This is a genomic window from Chromobacterium sp. Rain0013, from assembly GCF_015291765.1.
In the GTDB taxonomy this organism is placed as follows: domain Bacteria; phylum Pseudomonadota; class Gammaproteobacteria; order Burkholderiales; family Chromobacteriaceae; genus Chromobacterium; species Chromobacterium haemolyticum.
On record NZ_CP031514.1, the window covers coordinates 371130 to 386577 of the forward strand.

Genomic DNA, 15448 nt, shown 5'->3' on the forward strand with positions numbered 1-15448 from the left:
TGGCCGGCAGCGTCCTGTCTCGGGCGCAATGGGCAAAAAAAAGGGCCGCTGGAGTGCAGCGGCCATAAAGTTGGATGGAGACAATGTGAAACGAAGAGGAAAAATGCTCTCGCACTACCATGGACCTGTGGGACACTCGCGAAGTTCCGTTTTTTACATTTATTTTTGGTGTTCTCTCGCAAAAAAATACTTACATGGCATTGAGGATTTTTCGCGGCGCGGCGCTGTCGAAGGCTTCCGGCAGTCAACCTCTGCCCGGCGCCGCTCGAACCGCCCCGCGCGCCAGGCTTGGAGCCTTTCTTCCGCTGTGCGACACTGACCGACGATTTCGTGGAGGCATCAATGCGTAATATTTGGCCCGTCCTGTTGGCGGCCGCAGTGATCAGCGGCTGCGCCAGCGCCCCTAGCAAAGCACCCAGCCCGTCGACCGTCGGCAAGCCTGTTCAATCCGGCGCCAGCCCAGCCAACGCCGATTGGCAAAACCTGGGGGTGTCCCCCAACGGCAACATTCTGAACGAGCTGGACAAGTTGTCGGTCCGCAAACAGGGCCAGCTGGTCAGTTTCCGAGACCGTAAAACCATCTTCAACCTGAAGAAGGAAAACTTCCTGTCCACGCCGCGCCACAAGGTGTCGATCAATACTTGGCAGATAGACTGCTCGCAACGCACTTTCCGCCTGCTGGACATGGTGTTGTTCGATGAGAACGGCCGCCAGATCGCCAGCTTCACCTATAATGACGCTCAGATAAAACCTATGCCGGTGGTGCAGAATTCGGCCAGCTATCAACAAATGTTGCTGGTATGCAAGGGCGACCCAGGGTTCTGAACCCGATTCGCCCTACCCGCTCGCGCGCGGCCCGGCCCCGCGTCGCGCCAAAACGCGAGCGGGCCTCTTCTGCGTAGCGGCCACGCCGCCCAACCGGCCTCATGCCTGGAGCACCCATGCAAGCGATTAGACGAGTGGTCTTCAATCAAAAAGGGGGGGTGGGCAAGTCCACCATTACCGTCAACCTGGCCGCCGTCGCCGCCAAGCAGGGAAAACGGGTGCTGTTGGTGGACCTGGACCCGCAAGGCAACGCCAGCCATTATCTGATGGGTTCCGCCGCTAGGGACGAGGCGCCGTCGCTGGCCGGCCTGTTCGAGCAGATGCTGAATATCTCCATGTTCAGCAAGGAGCCCTCTGACTTCGTCCGCGCCACGCCGCTGCCCGGGCTCAGCCTGCTGGCCTCGCACCCGGACCTTGCCGAGCTGATGGGCAAACTGGAGGCGCGCTACAAAATGTTCAAGCTCAAGGAAGCGCTGGACAGTTTGAGCGGCCAGTTCGACGAAATCTGGATCGACACTCCGCCGGCTTTAAACTTCTTCACCCGCTCGGCCTTGATCGCCGCGGACCGCTGCCTGATTCCCTTCGACTGCGATGCCTTTTCCCGCCAGGCCCTCTATAACCTGAAAGTGAACACCGAGGAAATTCGCGCCGACCACAACCCCGAGCTGTTCATTGAAGGCATCGTGGTCAACCAGTTCCAGGCCCGGGCCAGCTTGCCGGTGCGCCTGGTGGAGGAACTTAAGCAAGAAGGCCTGCCGGTGCTGTCCTCTCCGTTGTCTTCATCCGTGAAAATCCGGGAGTCACACGATGCGGCGCTTCCCATGGTGTACCTGGACCCACGCCACAAACTGTCGCGCGAGTTCGAGGCCCTTTACCAGGAGCTGGCGCAGGATGGACGGCGAACCTAAGCGCCCCGGATCGCCGTCTGCCGGCTTGCGCGGAGGCGGCTTTCCTTGAATCGCCTGAGCTCGCTGGTGATTAGCGGCCTGCTGAGCGTCGGCCTGCTGTCCGCCGAATATTGGCTGATGATCAACGATGAACGCGCCGAGCTCATCGACCGTCAGCATTACTGGGGCGAGCTGAGCGCCGAATTGCTGCGCGTGCGAGTGCAAGCGATGCTGGACCACTCCGCCGTGCTGGCGCAAAGCCTGGCCAACAGCCCCCAGCCACGCTCTCTGGCCGTGCTCGCGCGCAGCACCATACGCGACGATACGCCGTTCGGCGGACTGGGCATCATCGAATATGTGCGCCCGGAGCAGCGCGAGGCATTCGAAAGCCGCATCGCCAATAGTATTCGCGTGCTCCAGGACCGGCATCTGGCGCCCAGCCCGCGCCGCCCGCTGTACTATCCGATCTCCAGTTATCTGCCTGACGACAGCAACGCCTTGCCGCAAGGCCTGGACCTGGGCGGCGTCGGCAATGCCCGCCGCAAAATGGACCTGGCGCGCCACAGCACCCAACCGGTGCTGATGCCAACCACGCTGCCCGGCAGCAATGGCAGCCGTCTGGACATCGTGGTGCGGCTAAACGATGACAACACGCTGCTGCTGTTGAATCTGCGCAAGGACAAGCTGATTCAGGACAGCCAGCGCGAACCCGGCACCGCCAGCCCCTTGCGCCATGTGCGCATTGTCGCCTGGACCCAGGAGCAGCCCGACGCGCCCTTGCTGGACTCTCAGCCCACCCGGCCGTTGCCGTCCATGCCGCCCTTGTACACCATTCGCCACAACCTGGGCGGCAACGAGATCTTGTTCGGCGCTTATCCTCAAGGCGTGGCCAATCCCGGCATGCGTCTGACCCACTGGGCCATCCTGGCCACTACCGCCGGCTTTTTGCTGGCGATGTTCTGGTTCCAGCAACAACAGGCCCAATCCCGCCGCCGGATGCAGGATCAGCTCAAGCGCAGCCAGCAGCAGCTGGAAATGAATACGCGCACGCTGCGCGAGCAAATCAACGACAGGGTGATGTCCGAGCAAGCGCTGGCGCAGAGCGAGGCGCGCCAACGCGCCATTCTGCAGGCCAGTTCCGACGCCATCATCCTGATAGACCACCAAGGCCTGGTCTTGCAGATCAACCCGGCGGCGGTTCGCTTGATCGGCCAGTCGGCGGACATGGTGCGCCAACTGCCGATAGGCAAACTGCTGGACGAGTTGTACGACCGCAATCCGGCGCGCAGCTTCGAACACATCGCCCAAGAGCATGAAGGCCGGCCCTTCGAAGCCAGCTTGCGCCGCAGCGACGAGCATCTGCTGCCGGTGGAGCTCTCGCTCAGCCGGGTCACCCTGCCGGACGATTGGTTCTACGTGGTGGTCTGCCGCGACATTTCCATCCGCAAGGAACAAGAAGCGGCGCTGATCGAGCTGAAAAACAGTCTGGCCGAGCAGGTGGAAGTGCAAAGCCGCCAGCTGTCCGCGCTGCTGGACGCCAGCCCGATGGCGATGGCCTACATCGTGGACCGCAACCTGCTCCAGGTGAACCGCGCCTTCCTCGATCTGTTCGAGCAGCGTGAGGAAGCCATCCTGGGCCAAAGCACGATGCCCTTCTTCGAATCGCCGGAACAATGGGAGCGCACCGGCAAAGCGTTGTACAGCCTGCTCAACGACGGCAAGGTGGTGCAAACCGAACAAAGACTGCGCACCGGCACCGGCAAGCTGTTCTGGTGCCGGCTGTACGGCAAGGCCATCAACCCCTCGGTGCCCAAGCTCGGCACCATCTGGCTGTACCAGGATTTCTCCGCTCAGCGCGCGCTGGAGGAAACCCTGCGCCACGCCAAAGTGCTGGCCGAGGAAAACAGCCGCGCCAAAACCGAATTCCTGGCCAATATGTCCCATGAGCTGCGCACGCCGCTGCACGCCATCCTCGGTTTTACCGAGATGGGTCAGGCCCGCTCGCGCGGGCAGAACGACGACAAGATGGCGCAATACTTCAGCCGCATCCAGAGCAGCGGCAACCGGCTGCTGACGCTGCTCAACGATTTGCTTGACCTGGCCAAGATGGAAGTGGGCCGCATGGAATACACCATGAGCCGCAACAATCTGTGCCAATGCCTGCGCGATATCTGCGACGAAATGACGCCGCTGGCCGCGCTCAACGAGATCCGCATCGATCTGAACTGCTCGCCAGAACCGCTGAACGCCGACATCGATCCCTTCCGTATCGGCCAAGTGATGCGCAACCTGTTGTCCAATGCCATCAAGTTCAGCCCCCGCGGCGGTGAAATCGGCGTCAACGCCTGCCTGCGCCAGGACGCCGACGGCGAGAACATTCTCGTCACCGTGGAAGACGCCGGCCCCGGCGTGCCGGAGTCCGAGCTGGAAAGCATTTTCGACAAATTCATCCAGAGCAGCAGCACCAAGACCGGCGCCGGCGGCACCGGCCTGGGGCTGGCCATTTGCCGCGAAATCATCACCGCCCACCATGGACGCATCTTCGCCAGCAATTTGCCGACGCACGGCGCGCTGTTCACCTTCATCATTCCGCGCACCCGGCCAGCCGGCGCCACGGAGGACACCAACCATGCCCCACAAACTACTACTCGTTGACGACGAACCCTTCAATCTGGAGCTGATGGCAGAGCTGCTGCAGGACGCCGGCCACGAAGTCGTCCAGGCGGAGGACGGCGAAACCGCGCTGGCCATCCTGCAACGCGAAGGCGAAACTTTCTCCACCGTTCTGCTGGACAAGATGATGCCCGGCATCAGCGGTTTCGATGTGCTCAGACGCATCAAAAGCGAGCCGCGGCTTGAGTTTTTGCCGGTTATCATGCAAACCGCCATGGGGGCGGCCTCCAGCGTGCAGGAAGGGCTGGCCGCAGGCGCCTTCTACTACCTGACCAAACCGTTTTCCCGTGACATGCTGCTCGCCATCGTCGAAGCGGCGATAGGCCACTGGGACCGCTACGCCCATTTCCGCGAGCTGGCCAACCTGCACGTCGATGCCTTGCGTCATCTGAACAAGGCCTCCTTCACCTGCCGCAGCCACAAGGAAGCGCAAACCATCACCGCCTTGTTGGCCAAAACCTGTGCCCATCCGGAGCGAGTGGCCACCGGTCTGTTCGAACTACTGGTCAACGCCATCGAGCACGGCAACCTGGACATCAGCTTCGACGAAAAAAGCCACTACATGGCCGAAGGGCAGTGGGAAGCCGAGCTGGCTCGCCGCATGCAGGACCCGGTGCTGGGACTGCGCCAGGTCTCCGTGGATTTCAGCCGCGAACCGGAACAGATGCGTTTCACTATCAGCGACATGGGCTCGGGCTTTGATTGGGAACGCTACCAGAACGCCGAACCCGCCTCGCTGATGTCCAGCCACGGTCGCGGCATCCTGATCGCGCGCAAACTCTCCTTTGACGGCTTGCACTACCAGGGGCAGGGCAATATCGTGGTGGCCCACGTCAACAGCGGGGAATGAGAATCGGCGCCATGCCTGCCGCGGCGTCCCCCATGTGTCCGCCAAGCTCTAGGTTCAAGGCGGCTCGCCGCAATCGCCGCGCTCGCGCCAATAACGGCGCTGGCTGTCGCGCAGGCAGCTCCACTCCACCCCGTCGCCGAACTCCAAAGTCAGCGCGCCGTCCAGATCGGTGCGCAACACGGCGATCCCAGCCTCCTCCACCCGCCTCAGCACCGACGGATGCGGATGGCGGTAACGGTTCAGGTACCCGGCGCTGATCAAGACCACTTCCGGCTGCGCCGCCGCCAACCAGGCGGCCCCGGTGGAGGTGCGGCTGCCATGGTGGCCGGCGGCCAACACCGTGCTGCGCAGGCGCAGCCCAGGCTGAGCGGCCAACATGCGCTCCACCGCCTCCGGCGCATCGCCGCTGAGCAAGAGCGCGTGTTTCATGCCGGCCACTCGCAAAATACAGCTCTGCGCGTTCTCGTCGTTGGCCGGCGCCGTGTCCGGCGGGCCCAGCACATCGAAACGCACCCCGTCCCATGCCCAGCTCTGTCCAGGACGGCAGCCCTCGCCGCTCAACCCCAGCTCCGGCAAGGACTCCGGCTGGCCGGCCAGCACTCGCCCCACCGGCAAGGCCGTAGCCAGCTCGGCAGCGGCGCCGTCGTGATCGCTATGGTGATGCGACAGCACCAGGCTATCCAATGCCTTGACGCCCAAACCGCGCAACTGCGGCAACAGGATTCTCTCTGCCCCGCCAAGTCCCGTATCGAACAACAAGGAACGGTTCCGAGTTTGCACCAGCACCGCCAGGCCCTGGCCCACATCCATCATGGTGGCGCGGAATTCCCCCTGTGCCGGCGGCGGGGGCTGATAAGCCAACATCGGCAGCAACATCAAAGCCGCCAACCCTCGTCCCGGCACGCCTCGCGGGGCGATCAGCCACACCGACCCAAGCAAGGCCAGCAAGAACAGCGGCAGAGGCGTTCCGGCCAAGGACATGCCCGGCGCTTGCGCCAACCACTCCACCCCCCAGTAAAAGCCGCGCACCAGCCAAGCGGCCAAATGCAGCGGCCACTCCAACGGCAACAAGGCGGCGGCCAAAGCCAGCGGCGTCAGCAACACCGACACATAGGGGATGCCCAGCGCGTTGGCCAGCGGCGACACCAGCGGAATGCCGCCGAACCACCAAGCCAGCGGCGCCAGCGTGCATACGCCCGCCGCCCACTGTCCCGCCAACGCCGCCCGCCATTTGCCCGGCGCGCGGCGTCTGGCGACGGAACTGGCCATCAAGGCGGCTACCAGGCCGAAAGACAGCCAGACGCCAGGCGCCAGCACGCAGAAAGGATCCATTAGCAAGACCACCGCCAAGGCCAGCCACCAGATGCGAAACGGCGACAAGCCGCGCCTCAGGCACAGGGAGGCCAGTCCGACGCCCAACATGAACAGCGTGCGCTGGGTCGGCACCGAAAAACCAGCCAGCAAGGCATAGGCCGCCGCCGTCAGAAAGGCCCCGCCGGCGATCAGCAAGCGCGGCGGAAAGCCTAAGACCGGCAGCCTTCGCGACAACCAGGCCAGCGCCGTCGCCGCCAAACCCGCCAGCATGGTGATGTGCAGGCCGGAGATCGAAACCAGATGCGTCAGGCCAGTGGCGGCGAACAAACCCCAATCCTCTCGCGCCACACGCTGCTGCGCGCCCACCGTCAACGCGGCGATCAGGGCCGCTTCGCGCGACTCGCCCAACACCCGCTCTATGCGCGCCACCAGAGCGGCGCGCGCGCGATCCACCCAGGCCAGAGGCGCGCGGCTGTCCTCCAGCCGGCGCTCGCCCGGTCTCAACGAACCGCTGGCTAACACGCCTTCCGACCACTGCCATTGTTCAACGTCGAAACCGAATGGATTGGCCGTGCCGCGGCTGCGCTTGAAGCGCGCTTCCGCCCGCCAGCGGCTGCCTGTTGGCCAATCGCGCTGAAGAAAATCCGTAAGCCGCACGGTTTGCGGCAGCTTGACGCCCGGTGTCAGCGTGCGTTCCACCTCCATGATCAGCCGCGTCCCATACTCCCCGGCCTGCGGCAGGCCGCGCACCTCGCCGACGAAAACGATGGACCGCTGCTGCCAATCGGCCGGCAGTTGCTGCGCCATGCGGTAGTCGGCGCGCCAGGCAGCATAGCCTAGCCCCAGCAGGAAGGCGGGAATCAGGGCGGCCCAAGGCCGCGCCCGCAACGGCAGGCAAGCCGCCAGCGCCGCAGCGCCCACAGCCAGGCCCAAGCACCCCGTGGCAGCGGGCAAGGCCGGCAAGGCGGCGCAAATAGCAATGCCGCATAGCAGTGCGATCAAGACAAGCATGCCGGCATCTTAGACAGCGATGCCGCGCCATCGCAATCTATTAAACACATTCACTAAACCACTAGCCAATCATCATGCTATATGTATTTTTTTCACGCCAAAACCCAACACGTAGCAGATAAATATCAAAAAAATAAGCAGTGGAAATGCGTATTGCATTAACAGGGCGCTGGGCTACACCTAGGACAAGCGCTTTCAAAAACGCCCGGTCGCCGCGAAGCCCCGCTTGGCTCCAAGCGGTCTCAAGCGCGGCAGCCGGCTTCACTTTGAAACACGGTTTTCCCATCTGGCAACCGCCAGGCGGATCACTCGCAGGAGGAACACATGGACGCATACATGGGCACTATTACGGTCTACGGCTTCAATTACGCGCCGCAAGACTGGGCGCTGTGCCAGGGCCAGACCTATCAGGTATCGCAGTACGAAGCCTTGTACTCGCTGCTGGGCACGCTCTACGGCGGCACCGCGTCGCAAAACTTCAAGCTGCCCAACCTGACCGGCCGCATGGCCATTGGCACCGGCCCCGCCCAGCCCGCCTATAATCTGCCTGCCTACAACCCCGGCCAGTTCGGCGGCACTCAAAACGTGGCGCTCAGCGTGGCCAACTTGCCGGCTCACTCCCATACCGCCACCTCCATGGCAGTAACCTTCCACGCCGCCGGCACGCCGACGCCGGCCACCCCGGCCAGCGCGCCCAGCGCCAGCAACCCCTACTTGGGCGCTTCCGGCGCCGGCACCGGCTTGGCCACCATCTGGTCCACGGCGCTCAACAATCCGGTTTCGGTGCAGGGCTTGTCCGCCACCGGCAATACCGATCTGACCGGCGGCAACGCTCCGGTCAGCGTGCTCAACCCCTTCCTGGCGCTGAATTTCTGTATCGCCATCAACGGCCTGTATCCGGTTCGTCCATAATCACAATACGCGGCGTTGCGCCGCTTCCGGCCGCCTCTCCGCGCAGGGGCGGCGGCCTTTGTCTTCAGGGGGATCTCGCCATGCTCGCCACCGTCCAAGCCGAAGATTTCATGCATCTGCTCGGCAAACACTGCATCTTCCGCAACCCGCAACATCCCGATATTTCGCTGCAGGTGCAGGCCGTGAAGCTACGGCCGCAGGCTCAATCGCCGCACCAGACCGCGCGGCGCACGCCTTTTGTGGTGGAACTGGCCGCCGAAGGCGCCACCAACCTAGAGGACGCAGTGGGTCAACTGGAGCTGCCCGCCACCGAACACAGCGACGCCATCCGCCTGGATCTGGTATGGATAGGTCGGGTGATTCCCGCCGGACGCGACCCGGCGCTGGCCTACTTCCAGCTGCCTTTCAACTGAGCAGCCGCTTCAAGGCGCGCGCGCGATCAAGATCGTAAACAGGCTCTAAGCCGGCCCGCCGGGAGTGGCCGCTCCCGTCAGGCCGCCGACGCTACAACCCGACCCGAACCTCGCCCCGCGGCGAGTGGCGCTCGGGTCGCCACACCAGCTTGTCCGCCATGTCGCCGGCTTCTTCCAGCACAAAACCCAATTGGTGATAGAGCCGGCGCGCTTGCACATTGCTGTGCCAAACCACGACCGCCAGCGGCGCGCGCACTTGCCAGGCCGCCTGCTGCAAGCCCATCAGCACTTCCTTGCCGTAACCCAGGCCGCGCGCTTCCGGCACCATGGCCAGGAAGATGATGCGAACTTCGTTATGGCCGAAATCCACCATCACCACGCCGACGCTAGTCCCGGTTTTTTCGATGACGAAGTGCATCGCATCCGGATAGTTGTCGCCTGCGCCGCGTTGCAGCACCTGGTATTGCTGTTCCTGTACGGTGCGGATCAGTTCCTCCTCTCCGTCTATCAGTTGCAGGTCCGGGCGCGCGCTGCGGTAGAGGCCGGCAATGAAGGCCTCGTCGAGATGCCGCGCCGGGCGTAGATGCAAGCCTTCGGCCAGCGAGGAAGTGTTCAAGAATGAGGACATGATGAACGGCTCCTTTCCAAAACCTGTTGCGGGACGCGCCGGCGGCGCGCCCGTTTCGTTCTACGCGCCAGCGCGCGCAAGATCTTGCAAATCAGGCGAAAACGGCTGAGAAAGCGGAGTGCGCGCACGGTGCATGAGCATTTTGAGCTCATTTTTAACGCCGTATCGCCGAAGCGCAGCAAGCTTTGAGCAGGTTCTTACAACCCCGCTTCCCGGCGAAACACCGCCAGCAACTGACGCGCCCCGCGTTCCAGCAAGCTGTAACGCTCGCCTTGCAGCCTCGCTACGCCGGCCAGTTCCCGCAGCGGCGCGCCGCGTCGGTCGCAGCGCTCCAGGCGCACGCGGAAGGTGGCCGCCAGCGGCACCAGGCCGCGGTCCCGTTGCTCAGTGGGAACCGGCCCGCCATAGGTAGAGGCCAGCAAGGGCTGATCCAGCAAGGGCAGATTAAGCCTGTCGATCTGGCCCAGCCTGCATTCCACGCTCCAAAACTCCCCGCCGTCGGCGACGAAGCGGGCGACATGCCCCGGCTTGAGTCCGTTCAGCGCCGCCTCCTCGACAAAGGCTTCGCCCTTGACCCCTTCGGGCCCCACCACATCCAGCAGGTGCTCGCCCTCGGCCAGCGCGGTGCCGGCGCGCAGCGCGTCGCTGACGTCCACGACCCGACCGGCGAAAGGCGCCGCCAGGGTGAGCCTGGCCATTTGCTGGCGCAAAGCGGCCACTTGTTCCTGCGCCACCTGCCATTGCTTGTGCAAGACGGGGCCACGCTGTTGCAGCTCCAGGTTGAACGGTTGCTGCGCGGTCTGCCAGGCCAGATCTCGCTCGCGGGCGCCGGCCAGCGCCAGTTGCGCCTCCAGCATCGGCGAGCTGAGCCTGGCCATGACCTGCCCCGCCTTGACCAGTTGGCCGTCGCGCACCAACACTTCGGCCACTTCGCCCGCCGCCGGCGCGTACAAACCCTGGGACTGCAAGGCGCCCAGCACGGCCGGGCTGGCCACCTCGCGCTGCCACGGCAGAATCAGCGCCAGCATCAGGACTAGCAAGGCCGCGGCGCTGCGGCGGGTTGCGCGGCCCCAGCGCAGATCGGTTCGGCGCTGCCACCACACCATCAGTTCGCCCACCACCGGGCGGGCGATGAACCATCCCAGCTCCACCGCCAGCAACAGCATGCCCAAGGCCTTGAAGAACAAGTGATAGACCAGGAAGGCGATGGAAAGAAACAACACCAGCCGGTACAGCCAAGTGGCCCACGCGAACAGAATCAGCCCGCGTCGGCGCGCGGCCGGGAAGTGCTCCGGCACCGGGTCGTCCAGCCCCAACAGCGTTTTGCGCAACTGCCAGCGCGCCAGCGCGAAAGCGCGGTTATGCAGGTTGGGCAGGCCAAGATAGTCCGCCAGCAAAAAATAACCGTCAAAGCGCATGAAGGGGCTGGCGTTGATCGCCAACGTCGCCAGCCAAGTGGTAGTGGCCAACAGGAAAACCCCGGCTCGCAATGGGCCGTCCGGCAAGAAGCTCCATAACAAGGTGGCCCAAGCGGCCAGAACCAGCTCCGCCAGCATGCCGGCGCCGCCGATCAGCAGCCGTTGACGGCGCGAGTTCAGCTTCCACGCGTCGTTGGTGTCGGTGTAGAGCACCGGCATCATCACCAAAAACGCCACCCCCATGGCCGGCACCCGGCAACCGAAGTGGCGCGCGGTCAGCGCATGCCCCATTTCGTGCAGGATTTTGGCCACGCTCAGCGACAAGCCGATGCCAATGGCGGCGCTGACCCCGCCATAGGCGGAAAAAGTATGGGTGAACTCGTCCCAGCGCCGGGATACCAAGGCCAACGCCAGCAGCAGCACCGCTCCCATCGCCAGCCAGAAACGCGGATGGAACAGCCAGCCGGTCCACGGCAGCAGGCGATTGAGCAGAGCCTCCGGCCTCAACAGCGGCACCCGGAAGAACAGGTAGTTTTTCAACAGCCACATCGCGCGGCTGGGGCGGTTGGCCTCGCGCAACTGCCACAGCCAGCCGTTCTGCTCGACGCTGGCGGCCTGCAGCAGTTGATGGCGGGACAAGAACAACAGCACAGCTTCAATGTCTTCAGCGCCAAGTTGCAGCGTGGTTTCGGCATTGACGGCTTGCAGCACCGCCTCGGCGGTGCCCAGCCGCCAGCGCGACAGGATTTCGAAACTGGCCCAGCCCAGTTGATAAAAGCGGTGGGCGCAGGGATCGTGCAAGGTCCAGCTGGGCGCGCCGTCGGCCAGCACCGGGCCGGGATGCAGCGTCAGCTCCTGACGCAGCGCGGGCAAGGCGGGAGATGGCATGCTCACCACCCCAGCCATTGCCGCGCGGCGGTCAGCGGCCTGCGCAAAGCGTAATAAATCAGCGGCACCCAGTCGCCGTAGACGCGGGCGGTGCCCATCTGCCCCAACCGCGGCTTGTCGCCGTCAACGAAGCGGGCTTGCAGCCGGTAGGCAAGCAGGCCGCCCTCCACCGCCTCGGCCTTATAGGCGACGCGGATGATTTCGGCGTCATAGGACTCGGTGGGCGAGGCATTGGGGTAGAGGGTGATCTTGCCGCCGGGGGCCACGTCTATGGCCTCCGCCGCCGGCAGCCAGGCGGCCAGTTCCACATGGGCGGGGTCCGCCAGGGTCATCACTTTTTCACCTACCGTCACCGCCTTGCCCTGCCAGTCGTTGCGATCGGAAAACACCACTACGCCGGCGCTGGGCGCGGTGACGTGCAATCTTTGCAGCTCCAGGCCGGTGTATTCGGCGGCGATGCTTTTTTCTTCGAGCTTGGCGCGGTCCTGCGCCATGGCCAGCTTGCCCTTGTCGTCGGTGACCGCCAGTTGGGCGCTGGCCCGAAAGCTTTCCTGCGCGGCGTCTCGCTCGCGCGCGGCCATGGCGAACTGACCGGCCAGCGAGGTGGCGTCCAGATCAAACAAGGGATCGCCGGCTTTGACGCGCTGATTGGGTTGCACCTGGATGCGGTCTATCACCCCGCTGAGAGGCGCGCGCAGCAGCACCGGGTTTTGCGGCGTCACCTCTCCGCGCGCCAACACGCTGAGGCGTATCGGCATGCAGGCCAGCAACAACGCCGCGATGAGCAATCTCCTCTGCTTGCGGCCGGGCCTCAGCCATTGCCCCGCCAGCTCCCGCCAGTTGCGTCTGGGCGCGAAGCGCAGCAGCGCATGGCCATAGCCATGAGCCAACTCTTCCGCCAGCTTGCGCTCGTAATCGCTCCACGGCATTTCCCGCGCCAGCAGCCAGGCGCCCTGCTCGCCCAGGGGCAGCCACAGCGCGTGGGCCGGTAGCCAGGAAGACCAATCTTCGGCCAGCGCCGTCGGCAGGTCGCCGGCTTCGAGCAAGCGGCTGTCCTGTCCGGCTTCCTGCCCGCCGACCTCCGCCAAATGGCGGAAGACGCGGGACAGCCATTGCATGTAAGGCGCGGTGGGGTCCAGCTCCGCAAGGCCGGACAATGCGGTCACATGGCGATGCAGGCCCTCGCACCATACCGCCGCCTGGCGGTATGGCAGCAATTGCTGGCTTTCGTTGACGATGATGAAACCCAGCTGCTCTGCGCTGACCGCGTCGCGCGCGCGATGCAGCAACTGCAGCAGGCCGGCCAGTTCCCGGCTTCTATCGGCGTGCCCCATGCACCGCCTACTTGAAGCTGGCCCAGCCGCTCATCCCCGGCAACAGGCTGGCGCCGTTGCCCTCGATGATGCCCACCGCGAGGATGGACTGGCTGACCGGGTCTATCTGCGCGCCCAGGCGTTCTATCCTGGCCGGGAAGCTGGCGCCCAACTCGTCCACCGCCACGGTGAACTTGCTGCCGGGCTTGAGCTTGGCCAGCCATTTGGACGGCACCAGCATGCGTAGTTCCAGCGAGCCGGAATCGACGATGTCCAACACCGGATTGCCCGGGCTGACGTATTGGTGCACGGCGGCGATGCGGCGCGCCACGCGGCCGTTGAACGGCGCGCTGATCACGCATTTGCCTACGATGGTCTGCATATAGCTGGCGTCCGCGGCCGCTTCCTTGGCTTTGCCCTGGGCCTGGGCCACGTCCAACGCGCCGGCGGAATTGAGCTTGGCCAGTTGGTTGTTCACCTTGAGCAACTGGCTGGCGGCCTCCAGCGAGGCCTGGGATTTGCGCAGCTGGGCGCGATAACTGCCGCAGTCGAATTGCACCAGAGCCTGGCCCTTGCTGAAACTGGCGCCCTCAGGCACCGGCAAGGCCGCGATTTTGGCCGCCACCTCGCCGGAGAGGGTCACGGCGTTGCGCGCCATCAACTGCACGCGGATGCGGCCGTCGCTGGCGTTGGTCACCGGCGTCGGCAACGGTTTGGCCGGCGGCGTCGCCGCCTGAGCCCAGCCGGCCGCCAGCAGGCAAACCGCGGTCCGAAATACCGTCAACTTCATGGCTTGCTCCCCGCCACCTGCCCCTGCCAACGCGTTTCCGCGCCTTTGAAGGCGGCGGACAAAGCCGGCAGATCATAGCTGGCGGTGCTTTCCGGCAGCGGGTCCATCCCCAGGCTGGAGCCCATCTGGCCGTAGGCGTTTTGCAGATCGCCGTAGCTTTGGTACAAGCGCAGCGTAGAGAATACCGCGTTGGCGTCGGCCAGGATCGCCGGCAGGCGGCCCTGCACGCCGCTGTCGGTGGCGTTGCGGTTCTGCACGTAGATGCGTTGTTCCACGTCGTTGAGCTCTTGCTCCAGCGAGAACTGGCGTGAACGGCCCTTGAGGTCCAGATAAGCCACGTGCACCTGGGTCAACACCGCCATGTTCAGCGCCATGCGCTGGGTCTTGGCCACTTGCAGCTGGGCGTCGGCGGCTTTGGTGATCGGCCCGGCGCTGAACAGATTGAGCAGGTTCCAGCTGATGCGCAGGCCGGCGTCGCTCCAAGAGTTGTTGACCAGGAATTTATTGCTGTCGTAGTTCTGTCCGATGCTGAATTCCAGGCCCGGCAGCAGTTTGGCGATGGCCTTGCGGGTTTCGGTGACGCCGATGCGCTCGTTGTAACGCGCCTCGTTCAATTCCGGTCGGTTCAGCAGGGCCATTTCCTCCATCTGCTCCAGGTTCAGCCCCAAGGTCGGCGTGGGCAGCCCTTCCGGCACCGCCACCTTGAAATCGGTGCCCGGGGGCACGTTCATGATGGCGGCCAGCTTGGGTTTGGCCTGGGCCAGCGCGTTGCGGATCATGCCCATCTGACGGATCACGTCCAGCAGTTGGCGGCGGTAGTTCAGCGCTTCCAGCGGCGCGCGCAGCTTCTGCCTCTCCACCTGTCTCGCGTCTTCCAACGCGCGGTTGGTTTCGGCCAGCAGCGAATCGATGCGGCCCTCCAGCTGTTGCGCGCCCACTGCCTGCCACCAGGCTTCACGCACTTGCTGCATCAATTGCTGCGCCACTTTGCGCTTGCGCTGCTGCAGGATCAGCATGCGGTCGGACTGCTGCTGCGCGGTGTAGTAGCTGACGCCGAAGTCCAGCACGTTCCAGCTCAAGTTGAGGTCCGCGGTATGGCTGCGCTTCTCCGAGGAGATGGACGGCACCAGCGATTGCTCGCCGGTGGCGACGTTCTGCGACGAGGAGGCGTTGTCCTTGTTGCGCGCGGTGTAGCCGGCGGCCAGCGCCAGCTTGGGCAGCATGTCCAGGCTGGACAGGTCCAGCTGGCGCTGCGCCATCGCCTCTTCCATCAACTTGACCCGGTAATCCAGGTTGTACTTCAACGCGCGCGCCATCGCCTCTTGCAAGGTTACCGGCCCGGCCAGCGGCTCCTGGCTGCCGAACATGGCCTGGCGGTCCGCCGCCAGCGTGGCTTGGCGATCTCCCAGGCTCATCGGCGTGGGCGTGACCGCGCAACCGGTCAAAGCCAACGCGGTCAGCGCGGCCAGCGTTCGAAGAACGCCGAGGCCGGCCCCTCCCCCCTGTGTTTGTTGCTTCATATCGTC

At 64.5% G+C, this 15448-nt stretch carries 13 protein-coding genes; 7 read left to right on the plus strand and 6 right to left on the minus strand.

All coding sequences use genetic code 11. The features are described 5' to 3' along the window. The first annotated feature begins 119 nt into the window (after positions 1-119). The 5 genes from DXT74_RS01875 to DXT74_RS01895 all read left to right on the plus strand — a co-directional run bounded on the left by DXT74_RS01875 (position 120) and on the right by DXT74_RS01895 (position 5235). Positions 120-350 carry a hypothetical protein gene (locus tag DXT74_RS01875; RefSeq protein ID WP_194427175.1) on the plus strand — a complete coding sequence of 77 codons (231 nt, stop codon included), beginning with the start codon at positions 120-122 and terminating at the stop codon, positions 348-350. Continuing rightward, a complete protein-coding gene (locus tag DXT74_RS01880; protein WP_194427176.1) occupies positions 343-825 on the plus strand; it encodes a surface-adhesin E family protein in 483 nt (160 codons plus the stop codon). The genes DXT74_RS01875 and DXT74_RS01880 overlap by 8 nt, the downstream gene beginning before the upstream one ends. Positions 826-950: 125 nt before the next feature. Continuing rightward, positions 951-1733, plus strand: a complete 783-nt coding sequence (locus tag DXT74_RS01885; protein WP_043642438.1) for a ParA family protein — start codon at positions 951-953, stop codon at positions 1731-1733. Between the two features lie 45 nt (positions 1734-1778). After that, entirely contained in the window at positions 1779-4367 is a 2589-nt protein-coding gene (locus tag DXT74_RS01890) for an ATP-binding protein (protein ID WP_114153468.1), read from the plus strand. Further along, positions 4342-5235 carry a response regulator gene (locus tag DXT74_RS01895; RefSeq protein WP_081555956.1) on the plus strand — a complete coding sequence of 298 codons (894 nt, stop codon included), beginning with the start codon at positions 4342-4344 and terminating at the stop codon, positions 5233-5235. Before DXT74_RS01890 ends, DXT74_RS01895 begins: the two co-directional genes overlap by 26 nt. Before the next feature lie 54 nt (positions 5236-5289). On the opposite strand, the gene DXT74_RS01900 is transcribed toward DXT74_RS01895, so the two are convergent. Further along, positions 5290-7560, minus strand: a complete 2271-nt coding sequence (locus DXT74_RS01900; protein WP_194427177.1) for a DNA internalization-related competence protein ComEC/Rec2 — start codon at positions 7558-7560, stop codon at positions 5290-5292. Positions 7561-7884: 324 nt separating this feature from the next. Between DXT74_RS01900 and DXT74_RS01905 the strand changes: the two genes are divergently transcribed. Together DXT74_RS01905 and DXT74_RS01910 are read left to right on the plus strand one after the other, a co-directional pair. Then, the gene (locus tag DXT74_RS01905; protein ID WP_019104296.1) at positions 7885-8472 is read left to right on the plus strand and encodes a phage tail protein; all 588 of its coding nucleotides are present in this window, start codon (positions 7885-7887) and stop codon (positions 8470-8472) included. Between the two features lie 80 nt (positions 8473-8552). Next, a complete protein-coding gene (locus DXT74_RS01910) occupies positions 8553-8885 on the plus strand; it encodes a hypothetical protein (protein ID WP_043642328.1) in 333 nt (110 codons plus the stop codon). Positions 8886-8976: 91 nt separating this feature from the next. Here the strand turns inward: DXT74_RS01910 and DXT74_RS01915 are convergent, their stop codons facing one another. The 5 genes from DXT74_RS01915 to DXT74_RS01935 form a co-directional block, all read right to left on the minus strand. After that, positions 8977-9513, minus strand: coding sequence for a GNAT family N-acetyltransferase (locus DXT74_RS01915; protein WP_081555958.1), 537 nt, complete (start codon positions 9511-9513; stop codon positions 8977-8979). A gap of 197 nt (positions 9514-9710) precedes the next feature. Then, on the minus strand, positions 9711-11819 hold the full coding sequence (locus tag DXT74_RS01920) for an HlyD family efflux transporter periplasmic adaptor subunit (RefSeq protein ID WP_231138253.1): 2109 nt from the start codon (positions 11817-11819) through the stop codon (positions 9711-9713). A 2-nt stretch (positions 11820-11821) separates the two neighbouring features. Further along, positions 11822-13153, minus strand: coding sequence for an efflux RND transporter periplasmic adaptor subunit (locus DXT74_RS01925; protein ID WP_194427178.1), 1332 nt, complete (start codon positions 13151-13153; stop codon positions 11822-11824). 7 nt (positions 13154-13160) lie between these two features. Further along, positions 13161-13922, minus strand: coding sequence for an efflux RND transporter periplasmic adaptor subunit (locus DXT74_RS01930; protein WP_194427179.1), 762 nt, complete (start codon positions 13920-13922; stop codon positions 13161-13163). Next, the gene (locus DXT74_RS01935; RefSeq protein WP_194427180.1) at positions 13919-15442 is read right to left on the minus strand and encodes a TolC family protein; all 1524 of its coding nucleotides are present in this window, start codon (positions 15440-15442) and stop codon (positions 13919-13921) included. The genes DXT74_RS01930 and DXT74_RS01935 overlap by 4 nt, the downstream gene beginning before the upstream one ends. Between the last annotated feature and the right edge of the window lie 6 nt (positions 15443-15448).